Source organism: Serratia sp. 1D1416 (assembly GCF_003641105.1).
Classification (GTDB): domain Bacteria; phylum Pseudomonadota; class Gammaproteobacteria; order Enterobacterales; family Enterobacteriaceae; genus Serratia; species Serratia ficaria.
In genome coordinates this window covers 5,214,357-5,234,672 of sequence record NZ_CP032738.1, presented here as the reverse complement: position 1 = coordinate 5,234,672, position 20,316 = coordinate 5,214,357, and the positions used below count along the sequence as shown (strand labels likewise).

At 56.6% G+C, this 20,316-nt stretch carries 20 protein-coding genes; 13 read left to right on the top strand and 7 right to left on the bottom strand.

Annotated elements, in window-relative coordinates; genetic code table 11:
- Positions 1-53 precede the first annotated feature (53 nt).
- Entirely contained in the window at positions 54-608 is a 555-nt protein-coding gene (locus D7I37_RS25360; RefSeq protein ID WP_129544631.1) for a sugar ABC transporter, read from the bottom strand.
- 164 nt (positions 609-772) lie between these two features.
- Between D7I37_RS25360 and D7I37_RS25355 the strand changes: the two genes are divergently transcribed.
- A complete protein-coding gene (locus D7I37_RS25355; protein ID WP_129544630.1) occupies positions 773-1,669 on the top strand; it encodes a LysR substrate-binding domain-containing protein in 897 nt (298 codons plus the stop codon).
- A 120-nt stretch (positions 1,670-1,789) separates the two neighbouring features.
- On the opposite strand, the gene D7I37_RS25350 is transcribed toward D7I37_RS25355, so the two are convergent.
- A complete protein-coding gene (locus tag D7I37_RS25350; RefSeq protein WP_129544629.1) occupies positions 1,790-2,701 on the bottom strand; it encodes an NmrA/HSCARG family protein in 912 nt (303 codons plus the stop codon).
- 128 nt (positions 2,702-2,829) lie between these two features.
- On the opposite strand from D7I37_RS25350, the gene D7I37_RS25345 reads away from it, so the two are divergent.
- A complete protein-coding gene (locus tag D7I37_RS25345) occupies positions 2,830-3,264 on the top strand; it encodes a helix-turn-helix domain-containing protein (RefSeq protein ID WP_129544628.1) in 435 nt (144 codons plus the stop codon).
- Positions 3,265-3,363: 99 nt separating this feature from the next.
- Positions 3,364-3,855, top strand: coding sequence for a DinB family protein (locus tag D7I37_RS25340; protein WP_129544627.1), 492 nt, complete (start codon positions 3,364-3,366; stop codon positions 3,853-3,855).
- A gap of 188 nt (positions 3,856-4,043) precedes the next feature.
- Here the strand turns inward: D7I37_RS25340 and D7I37_RS25335 are convergent, their stop codons facing one another.
- Positions 4,044-4,790 carry an SDR family oxidoreductase gene (locus D7I37_RS25335; RefSeq protein WP_129544626.1) on the bottom strand — a complete coding sequence of 249 codons (747 nt, stop codon included), beginning with the start codon at positions 4,788-4,790 and terminating at the stop codon, positions 4,044-4,046.
- A gap of 61 nt (positions 4,791-4,851) precedes the next feature.
- Entirely contained in the window at positions 4,852-5,946 is a 1,095-nt protein-coding gene (locus D7I37_RS25330) for an NADH:flavin oxidoreductase/NADH oxidase (protein WP_129544625.1), read from the bottom strand.
- A gap of 181 nt (positions 5,947-6,127) precedes the next feature.
- Between D7I37_RS25330 and D7I37_RS25325 the strand changes: the two genes are divergently transcribed.
- Entirely contained in the window at positions 6,128-7,045 is a 918-nt protein-coding gene (locus D7I37_RS25325; RefSeq protein WP_165283124.1) for an AraC family transcriptional regulator, read from the top strand.
- Between the two features lie 421 nt (positions 7,046-7,466).
- Here the strand turns inward: D7I37_RS25325 and D7I37_RS25320 are convergent, their stop codons facing one another.
- The gene (locus D7I37_RS25320; protein WP_129544624.1) at positions 7,467-8,351 is read right to left on the bottom strand and encodes a LysR family transcriptional regulator; all 885 of its coding nucleotides are present in this window, start codon (positions 8,349-8,351) and stop codon (positions 7,467-7,469) included.
- 89 nt (positions 8,352-8,440) lie between these two features.
- Here D7I37_RS25320 and D7I37_RS25315 point away from each other — a divergent pair, with 89 nt between their 5' ends.
- From D7I37_RS25315 to D7I37_RS25305, 3 genes are all read left to right on the top strand, one after another.
- Positions 8,441-9,361 carry an NAD-dependent epimerase/dehydratase family protein gene (locus D7I37_RS25315; protein WP_129544623.1) on the top strand — a complete coding sequence of 307 codons (921 nt, stop codon included), beginning with the start codon at positions 8,441-8,443 and terminating at the stop codon, positions 9,359-9,361.
- Between the two features lie 3 nt (positions 9,362-9,364).
- Complete coding sequence (locus tag D7I37_RS25310) at positions 9,365-10,105, top strand: SDR family NAD(P)-dependent oxidoreductase (RefSeq protein WP_129544622.1); 741 nt, start codon at positions 9,365-9,367, stop codon at positions 10,103-10,105.
- A 537-nt stretch (positions 10,106-10,642) separates the two neighbouring features.
- Positions 10,643-12,178 carry an FAD-dependent monooxygenase gene (locus D7I37_RS25305; RefSeq protein WP_129544621.1) on the top strand — a complete coding sequence of 512 codons (1,536 nt, stop codon included), beginning with the start codon at positions 10,643-10,645 and terminating at the stop codon, positions 12,176-12,178.
- 142 nt (positions 12,179-12,320) lie between these two features.
- Here D7I37_RS25305 and D7I37_RS25300 read toward each other — a convergent pair whose 3' ends face one another.
- Both D7I37_RS25300 and D7I37_RS25295 read right to left on the bottom strand, forming a co-directional pair.
- A complete protein-coding gene (locus D7I37_RS25300) occupies positions 12,321-12,614 on the bottom strand; it encodes a DUF1330 domain-containing protein (RefSeq protein ID WP_061795916.1) in 294 nt (97 codons plus the stop codon).
- A 2-nt stretch (positions 12,615-12,616) separates the two neighbouring features.
- Positions 12,617-13,294, bottom strand: a complete 678-nt coding sequence (locus D7I37_RS25295) for a GntR family transcriptional regulator (RefSeq protein WP_061795918.1) — start codon at positions 13,292-13,294, stop codon at positions 12,617-12,619.
- A 493-nt stretch (positions 13,295-13,787) separates the two neighbouring features.
- Between D7I37_RS25295 and D7I37_RS25290 the strand changes: the two genes are divergently transcribed.
- From D7I37_RS25290 to D7I37_RS25265, 6 genes are all read left to right on the top strand, one after another.
- Positions 13,788-14,390 (top strand): amino acid synthesis family protein, encoded by a 603-nt coding sequence (locus D7I37_RS25290; protein ID WP_061795920.1) that lies wholly within the window; start codon positions 13,788-13,790, stop codon positions 14,388-14,390.
- Complete coding sequence (locus tag D7I37_RS25285; protein ID WP_061795922.1) at positions 14,362-15,207, top strand: alpha/beta fold hydrolase; 846 nt, start codon at positions 14,362-14,364, stop codon at positions 15,205-15,207. The genes D7I37_RS25290 and D7I37_RS25285 overlap by 29 nt, the downstream gene beginning before the upstream one ends.
- Positions 15,194-16,114 carry a flavin reductase family protein gene (locus D7I37_RS25280; protein ID WP_061795924.1) on the top strand — a complete coding sequence of 307 codons (921 nt, stop codon included), beginning with the start codon at positions 15,194-15,196 and terminating at the stop codon, positions 16,112-16,114. Before D7I37_RS25285 ends, D7I37_RS25280 begins: the two co-directional genes overlap by 14 nt.
- Before the next feature lie 19 nt (positions 16,115-16,133).
- Positions 16,134-17,171, top strand: a complete 1,038-nt coding sequence (locus D7I37_RS25275; RefSeq protein WP_129544620.1) for an LLM class flavin-dependent oxidoreductase — start codon at positions 16,134-16,136, stop codon at positions 17,169-17,171.
- 11 nt (positions 17,172-17,182) lie between these two features.
- Entirely contained in the window at positions 17,183-18,649 is a 1,467-nt protein-coding gene (locus D7I37_RS25270; protein WP_129544619.1) for an aldehyde dehydrogenase, read from the top strand.
- Positions 18,650-18,856: 207 nt separating this feature from the next.
- The gene (locus D7I37_RS25265; RefSeq protein WP_061795928.1) at positions 18,857-20,260 is read left to right on the top strand and encodes a cytosine permease; all 1,404 of its coding nucleotides are present in this window, start codon (positions 18,857-18,859) and stop codon (positions 20,258-20,260) included.
- Positions 20,261-20,316: the final 56 nt, after the last annotated feature.

The following is a 20,316-nucleotide window of genomic DNA, read 5'->3' as shown; positions in this document are numbered from 1 at the left end:
GTGGCGCCGTAGATCTAACCCGTCTGTTAAGCGGGGACGTATATCGTTCTCCATCACTGCCGGCGTACGCCATCTCGTTGCTGATCCTCAGCCGAACCCTGTAACTGTACTGTCAGCGCTTCGTAGAGATGTACGCCGGGGATATTCGCCAATAACCCGGCTTTTTCACGCGGCAGAACGTATGCCACACGACGCAGCGGGAAGTTATCCAGTCCTGCGGCCTGCATGTCCAGCCTCTGGTAGCTCCGCTCGGCCTCTATCGCGTTTATCGGCTGAGCGCTAAATAGCAGGATTTCCTCTGGGGATACTGCCGGAGCCGGATCTGCACACTGATACAGGTTACGATGCCAGTCGGTGATATATGGCTGCCAACGGGCGAAATTACCGCCTCCCTTCAGCCGATAATCCTGGCTGCTGAGAACATCCGCTCCCCCTACCGTATGAATGGCGAGATAAGCAGGGCAGCCAGCTTGAACGGCGCGAAAGCGCTGAGAAGCCCTGAACCCGCTTACCGAGATCAGCGCGGGCAGCTTTTCCTGACTATAAAAGTGATTCCACTCTGCCTCGCTGGCAGGATCGTTATACGAACATTCCACGATATAGAACATCAACTCACCTTCGCATAATGGGATAGTAAAACAGCAATCGTGTTTAATGACCTTTCATCATGCTATAAGCTATTTTGACGATGATAAATCGATAATATTTCATTTATTAGTGACATTAACTCACTAAAAGGGTGTTGTGCGTACCGAGCGAGGGGGCCGTTTATATGCGTAAAAAAATACCCAGCAGCGCTTCCCTGCAGGCTTTTGATGCCGCCGCGCGGCACGGCAATTTTGCCCGGGCGGCAGAGGAGTTGGCGCTGACCGAAGGGGCCATTAGCCGCCAGATTGCGCGTCTTGAATCTTTGCTGAACTGCCGACTGTTTGATCGGACGGGAAGCCGCGTAAGGCTTAACCCTGTCGGAGCGCGCTATGCGCATCACGTGCGCGAAACGCTCGAACGGCTCGAAAGGGATACGCAGTCCATCATGGGGATGCCTGCCGGCAGCAGGAGTCTGGATATTGCCGTTCTGCCGACGTTTTCCAGCCGGTGGCTGATACCCCGTTTGGCCGGCTTTAACGCCTTGTACTCGGACATAACGTTAAATATTGCGGCCAGAACGGACCCTTTTATTCTGACCGGAAGCGGCTTTGACGCCGTGGTTCATTTTGCACATCCCGCATGGACGGGCATGCGCATGCAGTTTCTGTTTCAGGAAAAACTGCTGCCCGTATGCCATCCTGACCTGCTAACGGATAAGAACGTCAGCGAGCCGTTAAACGAACTGCCGCGGATTCACCGCAGGCAGAATCCGGATGCCTGGCAGCACTATTCCCGGGAAAGCGGGATAAGCCTGGATAATCCCGCTCAGGGCGTGCGCTATGATCTGCATGAGATGGCCATCGCTGCCGCAACGGCGGGGCAAGGCGTCGCATTGGTGCCGCGTATGTATGTCGAAAATGAGTTGAGCAGCGGCGCGCTTGTTGCGCCCTGGCCAGAATCAGACAGCCTGAGCAAAAAATTCTGTTTGGTCAAACCGGCGGAAACCGGCGCCAATGAAGCGGCATTAGAGGACTTTGAGCGTTGGCTACTGGCTGAAATCAAGACTCTGGCAGGCGGATAGCGGTGAGATGCCGAGCTATTAATTGCAGGGGGAACTGGCGGCGCCTCTGCCGGCGGATAATTTTGTGCTACGGACATACAACGAGCAAGCAGCCGGAGGCGGGCAACTCCGGCTATCGACCTATCGCAGGACGAGATTGGCCTGTGGGGCGTTAAGCGCCGCGTTAAAGCTCTGCTTGGCGGGCCCGGCCAGCCATTGCTCTAGCGTCATCATCATACCGAACTCCCGTTCGAGCGCCGGTATATCCGCCGAGCCTGCGACAATGCCATTGTCTACCAACGCCGTGAGCTGGCGAAGAAAAGTGTTCTGCGCTAACAGCTTGTCAGTAAAGCGGTGATAATGAACAGGATGACCGGCGGCATCTGAGAAAGCACGCTGCAAGTCTTCACCGGTCAATGCCTGGCTGGCCAGTTCCAGCGTCTGCCCCCGATAACGTTCAGGAGCACACAGGATTTGGGCATTAATGCGCCCCAGGTCTTGCAGCGCAATCATCTGCATCGCCTGATGGCGTTGCATGAAGAAGAAAAAATTGCCGCTGTTAAGCCCCATGCCGGGCAGCAGCATCATTTCCATAAAGCTTGCCGGACGCGTGATGGTCGTGGAGAGCGGCAAGGCGCGAAGGTAATCTTCAATTTTTGATTTACTGTCAAAATGCCCCATGCCGGTAGGGCCTTTTCCTGCCGCCCCGGACGAAGAATAGACGAGATGGCGGACACCCGCCGCCAGGGCGCTATCGGCAATGGCTTTTCCCTGCATAACCTCCTGCTCGTCGCTTATCTCGCCTGCCGGAGAACTGGTCTGAACGCTAAATACGCCCTGGATACCTGCCATTGCACGGTCAATGGAGGGGCGGTCGAACAAATCGCCGACGGCGAGCGCGATACCTTCTGTCGTCAGCGCCCTGGCCATTTCGCCATGCGGATCCCGTACGAAAGCACGGACTTGCCGTCCGGCCCGCCGTAACGTGCGGGCCACTGCGCCACCTTGCTGCCCGGTAGCGCCAAAGATGAGGAATTCTGCGGTGTGTGTCATGGTGGTTCCTTAGGGTAACTATTGTCAGTCACAGTATGGAACCAGTGCTATTCTGTTCACAAGACGGCACATTTTTGGTCCTCAGTTACACAAAGATAACCATTGGGGATATCCAGCGGAGAAAAATTATGGCGCGCGAGATTAATGGCAGACCCGTGATCGAAACACCGGATGGACCAAAACTGACACCCTGCGCACCGGGGAGTGTGCTGGCAAGGCTGGGTGATAAATGGACAATCCTTGTTATCTCGCTACTGGCGCTTTCACCGGAGGCGCCTATGCGCTTTAGCGCCATCCGACGCGGCATTCCCGACATTTCGCAGCGTATGTTGACCCTGACCCTGCGTAATCTCGAAAGGGATGGCCTGGTTGCCCGGTATTATTACCCCGAGCTTCCACCACGGGTGGAATATCAACTCACTGACCGAGGCCGGTCGATGCTGGAGCCGCTGGCGGGATTCACTGACTGGATCAGGGATACCTGGCAGGATATTGAGGCATCCCGAAAAGCCTTCGATGATTCAGAGGGCAAGCGAGCTGCTGCGCCCATGGCCCGCTTGTAGCCGTTGGCACTGCGGTAGTCCGCTGTGCCAAAAGCGGAAGTTAGTAGAGAGCCCTACATGTTACTGATATGATCATAAAATAGATAAAAGAGGTGACGCATGGGTACTGACACGATAGTTACGCTGTTCAAATACAAGCGCTGGATAGATATTGAAACTCTACAAGCGATTAAAAGAATTGATGCTTCTGCTAATGCAGAAAAACGCCATCTGACGCTCAGGTTGATGAACCACATACATGTGGTTGATATGATCTTCAGAGCTAACATTACCGGTCAGAAACATTCCTACACTGCACTGAACACACCAGAGACCCCTTCTGCCGATGAACTTCTGATAACGATGACTGAATGCACAGACTGGTATATTCAACATATCAATTCTATGTCCCCCGCTGACCTTGCTGAAACAATTAAATTCCAATTTGTCGATGGCGGATCTGGAGAGATGAAGGCGGTGGACATGCTCAATCATGTGCTGTTTCACGGAACATACCATCGCGGTGCTGTAGGTTGGCTACTTTCAGAAAGTGGTACAACCCCACCCAAGGACGTACTGACTGTTTTTCTAAGAGATCATAACCACGAGTAAATGAGTGACAGGGCCATGTAAATTTAAAACTCCATTGGCCCTTTAAGCAAAAACGCGAGTGCATAAATGAATTTCCGCTCCTCGCTCATAGCAGCCTCTCTGCGCTACGCACTTTTCTTCCCAGCATGCTGGGTATCTTTGAATGCGGGAGAGTTGACAGCAAGGCTCTCCCGTTTTCACAGCTCGGTTTACAGATCCTGAGCTGTTGGTCGGAATATGATTTCGTTAACACCGACATCTTCTGGTTCATTGATGGCAAAAGCTACCATGCGGGCATAGGTTTCCGGCGGAACGCCGACTTTGCCAACATACTCCTGATTAACAGCCTGCACGTCTTTATCGCTGATATGTTCAAGCAACTCTGTAGAGACGGCTCCCGGAGATATGATGGTTGCACGGACGTTATAAGCGCTGGCTTCTTTTCTTAGCCCTTCAGTGAGCGCGCGTACGGCATATTTTGTGGCGGAGTAAACCGCGGATGCGGGGAAAACCAGGTGACCTGCAACGGATGCTGTATTGATGATGTGTCCCGACTTCTGGGCCTTCATATAAGGCAGGGCGGCCGCGATTCCGTGCAGAACACCACGGAGATTCACATCAATCATCTGATTCCATTCGCGGACCTTAACCTGGTCAAGCGGTGACAACGGCATAACGCCTGCATTATTAATCAATACATCAATACGCCCCAGTTGATTAACGGCGGTATCAACGAGCTTTTTAACGTCATTTTCGCGGGTGACATCTGTTGCTATAGCAATTGCCGTTCCGCCTTGCTCGTTGATTTCCCGAGCCAGAGTATCAATACGATCGGATCGTCGGGCGGCAAGTACCACTTTGGCACCATTTTTAGCCAGGTGGCGAGCTGCAGCTTCGCCCATACCGCTTGAAGCACCGGTGATTACAATTACTTTGTCTTTAATATTGTTTGTCATCTTCGTTTCCTTTAGTACCAAATCAATAGCTGCTGCGCCATCGGAAAACAACGGCGGTAAGTTATTCTGCCCAGCTTTGCAGCCAGTACGCGTACGGAACCGGCAAAACAGACTCTGGAGCGGGCAGGTTAAGCTCCCGTGCTGCCTGAAAAATCCAATGAGGATTGGCCAGCAGTGTGCGGGCGAAAAACACCAGGTCGAGTTTTGAATCCTGAATAAAGTGACTGGCATCGCTGGCGCGGGTGATCATCCAGCTTGTCGAAACGGGTATGCCTGTTTCTCTGCGCACCCGTTCAGCCCAGGGAACCATAAAATTCGGCCCCCACGGTACCTGCTCATCTGGCGTAGTTAGTGCCAGGCCAACATCGACAAAGTCGATACCTGCTTCTTTCAGCCAGCGAATCACCTGCAGAGATTCAGAAAAACTGTATTCGGGACAGGCATCAAACTCAACGACACCCAGGCGAACGGTGAGAGGCAGATGCGACGGCCATACGGATTTGACGGCCTCTACCACCTCAAGCATGAAGCGTGCACGGTTTTCCAGAGAGCCGCCGTATTGGTCATCCCGCGTGTTGGTCTTTGATGAAAGGAAAGTTTGCGCCAGAAAGCCGTGGGCAAAGTGAAGCTCAAGCCATTCGAACCCTGCGTCACAGGCGCGATGAGCTGCTTCCCGGAAGTCGTTTACCCCTTTTTGAATATCAGCCAGAGACATCTCGCGAGGAACATAGTCGCTCCCCTGAGCAAAGGGTATGGCACTGGCTGCGACCGGAGTCCATGCCTGCGGATCCTGACTATTCAGTGGCGTGCCGCCTTTCCAGGGGGGTGTGCATCCTGCTTTTCTACCCGCATGTCCAAGCTGGATGCCGGCGACCGAACCAGCCTGTTTGATTGCCGTGACGACTGAAGCAAAGCCTTCCGTATGCGCATCGCTCCAGAGTCCCAGATCCCCCGGAGTGATGCGTCCCTCCGGCGTAACGGCCGTGGCCTCAACGATAAGCAAGCCCACGCCACCACGGGCCAGCATAGAATAATGCGTCCTGTGCCAGTCGTTAACAAAGCCGCTTTCTGCCTGATACTGGCACATGGGGGACGCGACAATTCTGTTGCGCAGAGTAATGTCTTTAAGCGTATAGGAATCAAATAAACCCGGCATCGGATATCTCATTCATTCAGGTGACGTGTGAGCGTAATGATAGTCATTTCCCGGCGTATATCCTTGTCACATTCGCCGGAATGATTGCCTAAAATGATTTATAGCGATTGAAAGGTGCAGGATGGGCTTTAAGAGTGATAGATTTACCGTATGATCTTAATCCTCATTACGAGGCGCGCATATGGCCATGAACATGGCGTTTAATCCAGAATACGCCCGAAAATCTCTTGCGAAGAGAGTTTCTGAAATTGCCCAAAATGATGGTGATTACCCAACGGACATTCCTTCGCTTACCCTTCATCGCCGTAGCGTACCCACGTCGCCTGTGCACTGCATTTACCCGATGGGGTTGGGTGTTGTGGTACAGGGCGCAAAAGAGGTCATGTTGGCGGGGAGGCGAATCCGCTACAGCTCAGGTGAATCTATGCTGACCACAATAGATCTGCCTGTGCTCTCCCATGTGACTCAGGCAAGCCAGAGCGAGCCCTTTCTGGGGCTAGTGTTGACGCTTGATCCTCGTGCCGTGGTGCAGACTGCGGCGATTATGCCTTCGGCAAAGCCAGCGAGAGAAACCCCGCTTAATCCGCTTTCTGTCGAACCTCTGGATGAAGGGCTTACGGATGCTTTGCTGCGGCTGGTAAGGCTACTTGCCGAGCCGGATTTACTTGCCCAGCTTGAGCCGCTCATCCAGCAGGAAATTATTATCCGCTTACTGGCCAGTAACCATGGCTCCCAGCTCAGGCATCTGGCCACTGCAGGCTCTCCTGGACAGAGTATTTCCAGGGTGGTCGGCTGGCTAAAACAGAATTTCACGCATTCTGTCTGCATCAATGAATTAGCCGCGAGCGCCTATATGAGCCCGTCCACTTTTCGGCAGCATTTCCGGGCGGTGACGGGGGTAAGCCCATTGCAGTACCAAAAAAAGCTTCGGCTACAGGAAGCCAGGCAACAGATGCTGAGCAAAAGCCTGGATGCCAGCAGCGCGGCCTTAATGGTTGGTTATGAAAGTGCTTCGCAGTTTAGTCGCGAATATCGCCGGGAATTTGGCGACTCTCCGCAGCGTGACATCAAACGTATACGCCTGGATGGTCACGCATAACCTCTGAGCCGCAATCCAAAGCGGCAAAAAGCGTTGAGCGCCAGTGCTAATGTCATACAGCGGAGCATCGTGGGTTCATAGATGAGGGTATTACAGCAGAGGCATTTCATATGGATATGAATCCTAAAGAAATCACTATTATTCCCTTTGCCCTTATTGACGGTTTTACCGCTCGCAGGGCGATAAACATCTCCTTCACATTTAGTCGAGTTCTGCCAATGTTCTCTGATTTGATATCAAAATTACTAAAATAAAAGCTTCACAGCCTGAATAAGTTTTTTTTAATCGCCTATGTCCGCTTCTCGCTCATAGCAGCTCTGATGCTCCCTCAGACAGCTGCTTCGTGTCAGACGTCACTTACAGCCTGGAACGTTAATAAATAGGGGGCAGGTCAGTGAGTCAATCAAGGTCCCTTACACGGCTAAACCGGTTGAAATCGCTCTAATAACCACCTACCTGCGGGGCCGGGTAACCGATCGCTTGGATAGATAGCTTGAAAAGGTAATAGGCCTGCCGATGGTCCTTCCAACTCGATGCGTACAAGACGGCCTTCCTTTAAATCTTCACCGATCAGCCAGCGCGGCATATGCCCCCATCCAAGACCAGCACGCAAGAAAGCATGTTTCGAACCAAGGTCAGCAAGTCGCCAGATGTTCTTGCCTTGTACGCCGTAGTCCACCCCGTTGGTCAGCGAAGAACGGTCGGTCAACACGAGCTGTGTTTCATCCAACAGTTCCCGAAATGCAATGGGGCCATTTCTACCGGCCAAGGGTGAGCCCGGTGCCGCAACCGTTATCATTTCTTCGTTGAATAGTCGTTCAGCCGCAAGCCCCGGTGGTAGGAACGGCAGTGTTCCTGTAATGCCGAGGCTGCACTGCCCCTTGATCACCAGCTCCGCAACGCGGCCCAAAGCCTCGACATGGAGTCTAAGCGGAGTAGAAGGAAAATGCGCCTTGAAGCTGCCGAGAGCATCGGTAAGGCAGCGGTGCGGAAACATGACATCGACGACGATTGACAGTTCGGGCTCCAGGCCAGCGGAGAAGCTACGCGCTTTGGCTGTCAGTGCGTCAGCCCCCATGACAACGCGGCGCGCATCGGCCAACAGGTTTGTTCCCTGAACCGTCAACTTGGGGTAACGGCCGACCCTCTCAAATAATGTTACGCCGAGCTGTCCCTCCAGACTGGCGATGGTTTGACTTACCACCGACTGCGCCCGCCCGATCACTCGGCCAGCCGCTGAAAAGCTGCCGTGGTCTGCGGCAGCGACGAAAGTCCGCAAGTAGTCCAGGGAAATGCCGTTCAGCAAAGTATCTACTCCTTATATGGGTCGTATCTAATAATATAGGCTTTTCAGAGATATCGATAGGCCCTAGGCTACAAGCAAAGGAGCCATTCATGTCACAAAATATATTCATCATTGGCGCATCCGGATTTGTTGGCGGCACATTAGCAAAACATTTTCTGGCGGATGGGCAACGAGTGGTCGGTTTGGCGCGAACCGATCGCACCGCGGCCACTCTCAAAACTATGGGTATCGCGGTGGTTCGCGGTGATCTTGAGGCCGATGTCGCTCCCGTGCTCGCTGCGGCACGCTCGGCGGAAGTCACAATCTACGCCGCCCAGGTTGCCTTCGAGCACGAGCCGGCCATTATTCGGACGCTGTGCGGTGCACTTGCGGGAAGTGGCAAGACGTTTATTTTCTTGTCGGGTAGCGGCGTTTTCATGCAACGCACGGGCGGGGCGTGGAGCCCCGATAGCTTTGCCGAAGACGATCCTTTTTTGCCGGAGCCACTGGCACTTCCCCGGGTAGAAGCAGAGGGCATCGTCCGCGCTGCTGCCGAGCATGGCCTGCGAAGCATGGTAATCCGTCCCCCGGTGATTTGGGGGCCAGACGACAATGGCCCTGTAGCGAGCGTGTACCGCTCCGTTGCCGCCACCGGCGCTGCCTGTTACATCGGCTCCGGACTTGCCGCTTATACCCATGTGTACAGCGCCGATCTGGCCCAGCTATTTTCCCTTGGCGTCGAACGCGGACAGGCTGGCGCGCTGTACCACGCCGCAGCCGGGGAAATTCCATACCGCTGGATTGCCGAGGCCGTGGCACGTGACCTGGGGATTAACACGCGCAGCCTGACGATGGGGGAGGCGACCGAGGTATTTGGCCCATTTGGAGCTCTACTGCTGTCAGCATGCAGCCGCTCGCGCGATCCGCGGACACGAGCCGAACTGGGCTGGCGGCCAAACCAATTCGATTTTCTGTCACAGGTGGGCGAGCCACGGCTGCGTGCGCTCGCAAATCTACAACCGAGGAAATAACCCATGAAGACACATGCAAACAAGGTCGCCATCATCACCGGCGGTAAGCAGGGCATCGGGCGCGGCATTGCCAATCTTTTGGCGCAGCGCGGCGCGCAAGTCATCCTCGTCAATCGCCAGGATGCTACGGAGGAAGCAGCCCAGATTGGCAACGGTGCGATTGCCATCGCCGCTGACGTGACGAATGAGGCAGATTGGCGGCGGGTTGCCGCCGAGGTAGAGCAGAAATTCGGCCGTGCCGACATCCTGGTGCATGCGGCTGGCATTTACCCGATCGCCGGGCTTGACCAGATGACGCAGGATGAATGGCATCGTGTCATGGCCGTGAACCTCGATGCGCACGTGATCGGCGCCCGAGCGATTGTACCGCTGATGCGCAAGGCCGGTGGCGGGGCGATCGTCGCCGTTGGTTCCGACGCAGTCGGCATGGTGACACCGCCCGGAATGGGCTTTTCCCATTACATTACGTCTAAGATGGGCGTGGTCGGTTTGGTCCGCGCTCTCGCCAATGAGCTTGCGGCTGATAACATCATCGTCAACGCAGTCCATCCGGGGATTACCGACACGGAAGGTGCGAGCAGCATGCCGAACGAGCAGAAGGCACAGGTCTACATGATGCAGGCGATTAAGCGGCTCGGCACGCCAGCCGATATCGCCGGGCCGGTCGCTTTCCTCACCAGTGAAGATGCGCGTTTTGTTACGGGACAAACTCTGGTGGTTGACGGTGGCCTGATGCGGCTATGAAAAGGTAGCGCCTGTAATATGGCTCGGCCCATGCCAGCGTCATGAGGTTTAATTGGCAACGCCAGATATCTAAAAAGCCAATGTTGTGGCTATTAGCTGCAAGCGCTAATGGCCGTTCCTCGCTTAGAAGAACAGGCCCGCATGGATGGCGACAAGACATTGGCGACCTGGCTGCCTGAAAGGCCAGTCCGCTCGTGCGCGGCGGATCGGAGAAACCTACCGTGCCGTCAACTAAGCGTCAACTTCTGCAAGGATCCAGACAATGCAGGGCGGATACAGGCCTTGTAACGACCTTCGAGCGCACTTACAATACGGGTGTCGAAAATGGTGGACCGGTTTGGTAAGCCCCGGTCAGTCAGCGCGTATCCGGCGCTGACCATAATCCAGCCCGTAGGGCCACGGACCGCGACGAGGGCGGACGCGCGTCTTTTCCTCGTCGGGACCGGTATGGATTGACGACGTCGCCTGACCTTCCCTGCGAACATTTCTGCGTCCTGTGCCGTGCCCGCGGCGTCATAAGCGAAGGACGTTTTATCCGTGAAACATATTCCCGTAATCATCGTGGGCGGAAGCCTGGTCGGACTGTCAGCCTCTCTATTTCTCTCTTGGCGCGGTGTATCCAACATCGTGGTCGAAAAGCACCTGGGTAGTTCGCCCCACCCACGTGCGATGGGTTTCACCGAAACGACGATCGAGCATTATCGTGCGGTAGGCATAGCAGACTACATCCCCCAGACGCAGCCAGATACGCGATTGCGTCGGGTCAGAGTGAAGAACCTGGCCGCCGATTGGACAGAAGAGAGGGAGTGGACCCCTGGTGAGGCAGCCGAACGCTCAAGTCGTCTATCTCCCTGCTCAGGCGCTGCGATCGCGCAGGACAAACTCGAACCGCTCCTGCGCAAAACGGCAGAGGGTATGGGGGCCGAGCTGCGGCTAGGTGTCGAGCTGATCGGCTTCCGGCAGGACCAAAGCCGAGTGGTTGCTACGCTGCGCGAGCGCGATGGCGGCGCGCAGTACGAGATCAGCGCTGACTACATGATTGCAGCCGATGGGGCTACGAGCAGCATTCGGGAAGCACTCGCCATCCCGCGCAGCGGGGTCGGATATTTGCGCACGCTGCGTAGCGTGTTGTTCTCTTGCCCTGAGGCGGATGAGTACCTGGCACGCGGCCCGCAGCAATATGAGATCGAGCAGGAAAACTTTCGTGCGTTCCTGACAACCTACGGCGACAGCCGATGGGTGCTGATGTTCGATGATGACAAGAATCGGTCGCATAAGGAGCTGTGCAATGCGATCCGTCATGCGCTGGGGCGAGAGATGACGTTCAGCATCATCATGACCGGACGATGGGAAATGGCCGGCCGTATCGCGGACACCTACTCGAAAGGCCGCGTATTTCTTGCCGGCGACGCGGCACATCAGCTTCCGCCGACGCGTGGCGGGTTTGGCGCCAACACGGGCATCGATGACGTCTGGAACCTTGCGTGGAAACTGGAGCGCGTCCTCGCCGGAGGAGCGTCGCCCGTCTTGCTCGGCACGTATAGCGAGGAGCGCCGCCCGATTGGCTGGCTCCGTCATCAGCAGGCATTCTCCCGTCCAGACTATTCCCGCTGGGTCGACGGGGTTTTCACACCGGACCCGCTCCTGAGTAATGACGCTATGGAGTTCGGGCAGCTCGTCCGTTCGGCGGCTGTGATAGGCGCAGGGCCGCAGCTGCCTGCGGCTGCAACGCCGAGCGAATGGGCGGGGCAGCCGGGCACGCGGGCGCCGCACATTTGGATCATCCAAAACGGCGTGCGCATCTCGACGCTGGATCTGTTCGGACGCGATTTTGTTCTGATCGCAGCAGACCGTAGGTGGAAAACCACACTCGAGGGCGTGCCCGTCGCAATTTTTGAGGACGGTTCTGATGTGCTATTTCCCGCTGACCAAACCCTTGAGACGACATATGGTATAGGCCGTTCAGGCGCGTCGCTCATTCGTCCAGACGGCATTATCGCTTGGCGCAGCTCGGCAGAGCCTACCACCCAGTCCAAGGAGACGATCGAGCATCTGTTGTGCGGCGACGCGTGAACCTGTGTAAGCATACCCGTTTTAGTTCCATACGCTTTTTGAGATTTCCGGGGAGAGATCAATTTGTCCCGCGCCCCGAATATGATCCGACCCTAATCGGGAATAACCGGCGTTTGAAATCGCGATGGCGAACGGTCACGTCTTATGAGCCGGCCAACCCTTCGACAATGGTGATCATCGCCTCGGCGACGTCTGCGCGCGCGGCCCGCGCCTGCCGGTACTCTGCGGAGTGGTAGCAGGCCAGCGCGCTCTCCATATCCGCGAATTCAATCAGCACATGTTTAGCAAAGGATGGGCCCTCCAGCGTCTGCGCTTCGCCGCCGCGGGCGATAAAGCGTGCGTTGTAGCGTTTGAACGCCGCCGGGGCCAAATCCATATAGTGTTGATAGTGCTCGGGGTCGTGGATGTTCACGTGGGCAATCCAATATGCGGCCATATTTACTCCGGTCTGGAAAGGATCTGTTTTGCCAGTTGAGAAGCTTCGGTGAGGTGATCGTACACCGCTTGCTTGGCCTGCGCCGGGTCGTTGCCGGCAATGGCGTCATAGATGCGCGACATGCGTTCAAACCCTGCGACCTGCCGTTCTGGCGACGCCAGCGTCAACGCTCGTAAGCGGCTGATGCGGCTGTTCAGGCGCTGAACAATTTCCCAGGCGATAGTGTGTTTGGCGACGTGGAAAAGGGTTTCATAGAACGCCTGCGACGCTTCCACGCGCTTGATGTCGTCCTGCTCACGTGACGCCTGGGCAATTTGCAGCAGCTGTGTATGCAGGCGCTTTTTGTCCTCGTCATTGGCCAGCTTCGCGCAGTCCCGCGCCGCTTCCTGCTCCAGCAGCATACGGATGTTGTAGATCTGTTCGGCGCTTTCCCAGTTCAGTACGGCGACGATCGGCCCTTTTTTCGGTAACGTCTCGATAAGCCCCTCCGCTTCAAGGTAGCGAATCACTTCCCGCACGACGCTGCGGCTGACGCCAAGCTGCTCGGTGAGCTGGCGTTCCACCAGGCGATCGCCCGCCTTGAAATAACCGGCGATAATCGCCTGACGTACTTTGGTCAGCGCCAGTTCACGTAGGGTGACCGGGACGTTCTCAATTTTTAGCGAATGGTTATCAACCATCAAATCCCTCTGTGTTTATCTAATGAGTCAAAAGCGGCGGCACGGCCCGCAGAGGAGAATAGCTTTACTATTAGCACCCTTTTGTAAAGCGATGCAATGTGGATCCGTCAAGGCCGACTGCGCTTTTCGCCCTGGCGAAAAGGGGGGAAATTGCGCTGGCTCACAAATCTGCATTCTGCTGAAGAAAAAATCATCACTTTCCTGCCGCAATCCTAATGTCTTGATTTTAGTCCATTTCAACCTGCCGATTGACGGGTTGTCGTTGCCTCACCCGTTGCGTGCCGTTGCTGCTGCCGTTCGCGAAATATGATTTCATAATTCCCATTTAAATCATGTCGTTACGTTTTTTCTGCCGCTCGTTTCATTGAATGATTCAAGCTTATTGGTCTGTTTGTATGATGGTATACCATATTTTGACATGTTAATTTCGTCGATGCTATACCACTCCCGAAACATTTAATTAGCAATTCATTAACCTTGTTGAGGAGAGAGCATGCATCCCGCGATTCGTAAAACAGTAGTCACCACCGAAACGCTGTACGTTGATGGTGGAAAAGCGGCGGCAAAACCGCTGGTGATGATTGCCGCAGCGGCGGTGATCCGCAATCCATGGGCCGGGCTGGGGTATGTTGACGATCTCTCGCCGCAAATCCGCGAGTTCGCACCGATCCTCGGCGAGCTGCTGACCGGGCTGATCCTTAAAGAAGCGGGCGGCGGCGAGAAGGTGGAAGCGTTCGGCAAGAGTGCGATTGTGGGCTTGGAAGGTGAGCTGGAACATGCTTCGGCGCTGATCCACACCCTGCATTTCGGCAACCACTACCGCAGCGCGGTGCAGAGCAAAAGCTATCTCGCCTTCAACAACACCCGCGGTCCGGCGAATTCGCCGGTATTGATTCCGATGATGAACAAAAACGACGAAGGCAGCCGCGAACACTACCTGACCATGCAATTCAACATCAGCGACGCGCCGCGCCATGACGAACTTGTCATCGCGCTGGGCGCGGCGTTAGGGGGACGCCCTCATCATCGAATTGGCAACCGTTATTCCGATCTGAAAGAGTTAGGCCATGATGCGCAAAACCCAGCTGCTGTCTGATAGCCAGATGCGGGTCAGCTATCTGGAAGCGGGGGAAGGCGCGCCTCTGGTGCTGCTCCACGGCGTCGGCATGAACGCGGCGTCGTGGTACCCGCAGATAGAGGCGTTAAGCCGCGATTTTCGGGTCATTGCCGTCGATATGCCGGGCCATGGCGAAAGCGAGGCGTTTACCCGCCCCGTCACCTTAACGGATTACGTGGCGTGGCTGTCCGATTTTCTCCGTACCCGGCCGGAGGCGCGTTTTGCCGTCGCCGGCCACTCGATGGGGGCGCTGATTACCGCCGGGCTGGCCATTGACCATTCTGAACAGGTCAGCCACGCCATCGTCATGAGCGGCGTTTACCGCCGCAGTGAAACGGCCCGCCGCGCCGTACTGCAGCGGGCCCGGGAGCTGGCGGCAGGAGAAGCGCTGCTTGATTCGCCGCTTGCGCGCTGGTTCAGCGATGACGCTCATGAGGCCGCGCTGCGCGAGCAGGTTGGCGGCTGGCTCAGCCAGGTCAATCTGCAGGGCTATGCGGCAGCCTATCAGGCTTTCGCCGACGGCGACCGGGTCTACGCTGACCGATGGCAGGAAATGCGCTGCCCGGTACTGGTGCTGACCGGCGAACTGGACGCCAACTCCAATCCGCAGATGGCGCGTGAGATGGCCGCCGCAGCGCCGCAGGGGCGCGCGGTGATTATTCTCGGCGCGCGGCATATGGTCAGCCTGACCGATGCGCCGCGGGTGAACCATGAAATGCTGAGCTTTTTGCGGTACGGCTCGGCAGTACAGGGCAACAGAACTGAAATGGCAGGATTCTCTTATGCAAACAGATAAACGCAGACAACTTCGTGATGCATTCGGCGCATTCATGACCGGCGTCACCGTCGTCACCAGTCGCGACAAAGCGGGCGCATCGATTGGTTTTACCGCCAATTCGTTCTCGTCGGTATCGCTGGATCCGGCGCTGCTGCTGGTCAGCATCGATAAGCGCTCGGCCAATTTCGGCAACTTCACCGAGTGTCGGTTTTTTGCGGTCAATATTCTTTCTGAACAGCAGAAAGAGACCGCCAATATTTTCGCGCAAAAGGTAGAGGATCGCTTCGGCATGATTGACTGGCATGTTAGCGAAAACGGCACGCCGATTATCGACGATAGCTCGGCCTGGTTCGACTGCGCGCTGCATCAGGTTGTGGACGCCGGCGATCACGCGATTCTGATCGGTCGGGTCGAAGGCTTCGACTCTACCGGTACGGCGGGGCTTGGCTACTACCGCGGCGCGTATTTCACGCCGTATCACAATGCGGAAGCGCTGATTCATCGTCTGAGCGTGGAGGTGAGCGCGCTGATTGAGCTGAATGGCCAGGTGGTGATGGTGCGACAGGAAGGGAACTATCGTTTGCCGACTCGCAGCGTCGCGAAAGGCAGCGTGAGCGATACCCTCAATACCCTGATGGGCGAGCTGGGCGTCAACGCCAGCCCGGGCTTTGTCTACTCGGTGTATGAAGACCGGCAGAATCATAAACAGCACATCGTGTTCCTGTGCGCCCTGCCGACCGAAGCGGAACTGCCGACGCTGCAAAACGCGCAATGGTTTGATCTGGAAAACCTGTCGGCGTTACCGATTGGCGATTCGGCCCTGAAGTCGCTGATGAACCGCTTCGTTCGCGAAAATGCGGTGGGCAACTACAGCATTTACTACGGCGATGAGCAGAACGGCGCTATCAAACAATTCGCTAGCTGAAGCTAATCTGGAGCCTCTGATGAAACTGTCACTCTTTATCCATATGGAACGTATCTCGCCGGATGAGCCGCAGGATAAGCTCTACAACGAGATGATGGCGCTGTGCGAAATGGCCGACGAAGCGGGTATGCACGCAATCTGGACCGGTGAACACCATGGAATGAATTTCACCATCGCGCCGAACCCCTTTATCAACCTCGCCGATTTAGCCAACCGCACCAAAAATGTGCGGCTGGGCACCGGCACGATTATCGCGCCGTTTAACCACCCGTTGCGCCTCGCCGGGGAAGCGGCGATGACCGACATCATTACCGGTGGTCGCCTGGAGCTTGGCATCGCCCGCGGCGCCTACCACTACGAGTACCAGCGGCTGATGCCCGGCCTCGATGCCTGGCAGGCCGGGCAGCGGATGCGCGAGCTGGTCCCGGCGGTGAAAAAATTGTGGGAAGGCGATTACGCCCATCAGGGGGAATTCTGGCAGTTCCCTTCCGCCACCTCGTCGCCGCAGCCGAAACAGCAGCCGCATCCGCCTATCTGGATTGCCGCACGCGATCCTAATAGCCACGAATTCGCCGTGACCAACGGCTGCAACGTGCAGGTGACTCCACTGCATCAAGGGGAAGAGGAGATTGTGCGCCTGGCCGAGTGCTTCCATGAGGCGCGTCAGCGTCTGGCTCCGGGAGAACCGCTAAAAATCATGCTCCTGCAGCATGGTTTTGTGGCGGAAGACGAAGCGGACGCCCAGCTCGCCGCCCAGGAGTTGAACCGTTTTTACAACTATTTCGGCGCCTGGTTTAAGAACGAGCGCCCGGTCAGTAAGGGGCTGATTCAGCCGCTGAGCGATGAAGAGATTGCCGCCAATACCTACTATTCCGCTGAAGCGATGCGCAAAAACCTCGCTATCGGCACGCCGAATGAAATCATCGCCCGCCTGAAGAAATACGAGGCGCTGGGCTACGATGAGTTTGCGCTGTGGATCGATAGCGGCATGTCGTTTGAGCGCAAGAAAGCGTCATTGACGCGCTTTATTCGGCAGGTCATGCCCGAATTTCATTAACAGGTGCAGAGATGGAATCGTTCAAACTCTATATTGACGGCAATTTTGAATCCGGCGCGGCCTGTTTTTCGTCGCTGAACCCGGCGACGGCGCAGCCGTGGGCGGAAATCGCCGAAGCGCGCGGCGATGAAGTGAATCGCGCGGTGGCCGCCGCAACACGCGCTTTCCATGATCCGGCCTGGCGCGGCCTGACCGCCGGCGCGCGCGGCAAATTGCTGCTGAAGCTGGCTGAGCTGGTTGAGCGCAACGCCGATGAGCTGGCGCGTATTGAGACCCTCGATACGGGCAAGATCATCCGCGAAACCCGCGCGCAAATTGCCTACGTTGCCGAGTATTACCGTTATTACGCCGGCCTGGCCGACAAAATGGAAGGGCGCACGCTGGCGATTGACAAAGCGGATACCGAGACCTGGACGCGGCGCGAGCCGGTCGGGGTGGTCGCCGCGATTATCCCTTGGAACAGCCAGCTCTTTTTGTCGGCGGTGAAAATCGGCCCGGCGCTGGCGGCCGGCTGTACGCTGGTGGTGAAGGCGGCGGAAAGCGCGCCGGCGCCGTTGCTGGCCTTTGCACGCCTGGTGGCTGAAGCCGGGTTTCCGCCCGGGGTATGCAATGTGATTACGGGTTTTGCCGAAGCCTGCGGAACGGCGCTGACGACCCACCCGGATGTCGACCATATCGCCTTTACCGGCGGCCCGGAAACCGCGCGCCATATCGTACGCAATAGCGCGGAAAACCTCAGCAAAACCACGCTTGAGCTGGGCGGAAAGTCGCCGTTTATCGTCTTTGAGGACGCCGATCTGGATAGCGCGGCGAACGCGCAAGTCGCGGCGATCTTCGCCGCATCGGGGCAGAGCTGCGTCGCGGGTTCGCGCCTGCTGGTGGCGGAAAGCATTAAAGATAAACTGCTGGCGAAGCTGGTCGAGCGGGTTGAACGCATCGTGATCGGCGCGCCGGATGATGCGGCGACGCAGTTTGGCCCGCTTTGTACCCAGCGCCAAAAAGCGCTGATCGAGCAGGTGGTGAATCGCTCTCTGGCGCAGGGCGCGCGCCTGGTGTGCGGGAATCAGGCCATCGACTCTCCCGGCTATTACTATCCGCCGACCATCCTGGATTGCTCGAAGGTGCCGCAGGCTGAAAGCGTAGTGCGCGAGCTATTCGGGCCGGTGCTCTCGGTGGTGGCTTTCCGCGACGAAGCCGAGGCGATTCGTCTGGCTAATGCGACCGACTATGGCCTGGCGGCAGGCGTCTTTACCCGTAATCTGGCCCTGGCCCACCGCGCCACGCGCGACCTGCGCTGCGGCGTGGTGTGGATTAACACCTACCGGATGGTGTCGCCGCTGGCGCCTTTCGGCGGTTATGGCCTCTCCGGCCACGGCCGGGAAGGGGGAATGGAAGCGGCGCTGGAATTCACCACGACCAAAACGGTGTGGTTACGCACCAGCGACGAACCTATCGACGATCCCTTTATCATGCGCTGAGTCCCGCTTTCTCAGCCGCCGTCGCGCTATGGCCGGCGCGACGGGCAGCCGCCGAGTTCTCATGATGAGACGCGTCGTCGCGGCCTTAACGGAATAGCCCCCGAAGCCTGTTTTTCCAGGGATCATGATGATCTCGGGCCCGGCCGCGCTCTTTTAGCCATCTAACCCCTACATATAAAGAAAAAGTCCCCACTAACGGAGGATAAAATGTCCCGGAGTCAAGTAATCGAAAATAAGACGGTGGACTATGTGCCGGAAAGTGAACGGCACGGTCAGGCACGCAGCCTGTTCACCCTGTGGTTCTGTACCAATATCGCGCCGCTGGCCGTGGTCACCGGCGCGATATCGACCCAAACTTTCCATCTGAATGTTCTGTCGGCTATCAGCGCGATCGTTGCCGGCCATATGTTTGGCGGTCTTTTCCTGGCGCTGACCTCAGCGCAAGGGCCGCGCGTCGGTATTCCGCAGATGGTGCAGAGCCGGGCGCAGTTCGGTCGTTACGGCTCCCTGCTGGTGGTGGTTTTCACCACCGTCATCTATCTGGGCTTTTTTATTTCTAACGTCACGCTCTCCGGCAAGGTGATTAATAACGTTTTCCCCGCCATACCGCTGACCGGCGCGACGGTGGTCGGCGCGATCGCCGCTACGCTTATCGGCGTAGTGGGCTATCGGTTCATTCACCGAATTAATAAAATCGGTGCGTGGGTGATGGGGAGCGCGCTGGTATTGGGGCTTGGGATCATGCTCCTGCAGCCGCTGCCGGCGGCGTTCTGGCATCAGGGTACCTTCAGCCTGAGCGGCTGGTTCGCCACCTTTTGTATCTGTGCGGTCTGGCAGATGAGTTTTTCTCCTTACACCTCTGATTATTCGCGCTATTTGCCGGCGAACATCGGCGTGTTTAAACCCTTTATCTGCACCTGGCTTGGCGCGTGCTGCGGCACGATCCTGGCATTCCTGGTCGGCGTCGTGGCTATCAATGTCGTGGGCGGCGAGGGCGATGCGATGGCGGCGGTGCGTCAGGCGACCGGCTGGCTGGGGCCGATTTTGATGGTGCTGTTCTTGCTCAATATTATCTGCCATAACTCGATGAATTTGTATGGTTCGGTCCTGTCGTTGATTACCGCCGTACAGACGTTTCGTCCTGACTGGCGCCCGGATGCGCGCGTGCGGGTGGTGGTGTCGGCCATTGTTCTGGTGGGCGGCGTGCTGGTATCGGCGGTGGCGGCGGCCAATTTTGTCGCTTTTTTCCTCAATTTAATCTGGGCGCTGATCGGCGTATTGATCCCATGGTGCGTCATCAACCTGCTCGATTTTTACGTAGTGAACCGACAGCGTTATGATATTTCGGCTATTTTCAGCGCCGATGGCGGCCGTTACGGGCTGGTGAACACGCGGGCGTTGGCGATCTATTTTGGCGGCGTACTGGTGCAGGTTCCCTTTGTCGAGAATACGTTTTTCACCGGGCCGTGGGCACATCTGATCCCCGGCGCCGATATCTCGTGGATGATTAGCCTGGTGGTGACCAGCGCAGCATATTTGTATTTTTACCGTCGTGATACTTCGCTGCATGCGATGCGCGGCAAAGATCATCTGTTCTTCGGTGAATCGTGACTTTTCAGCGGCAGGCCCCTCGCTCGGGGAAGCGAGGGGCCTGCCGGAGCTCTGTT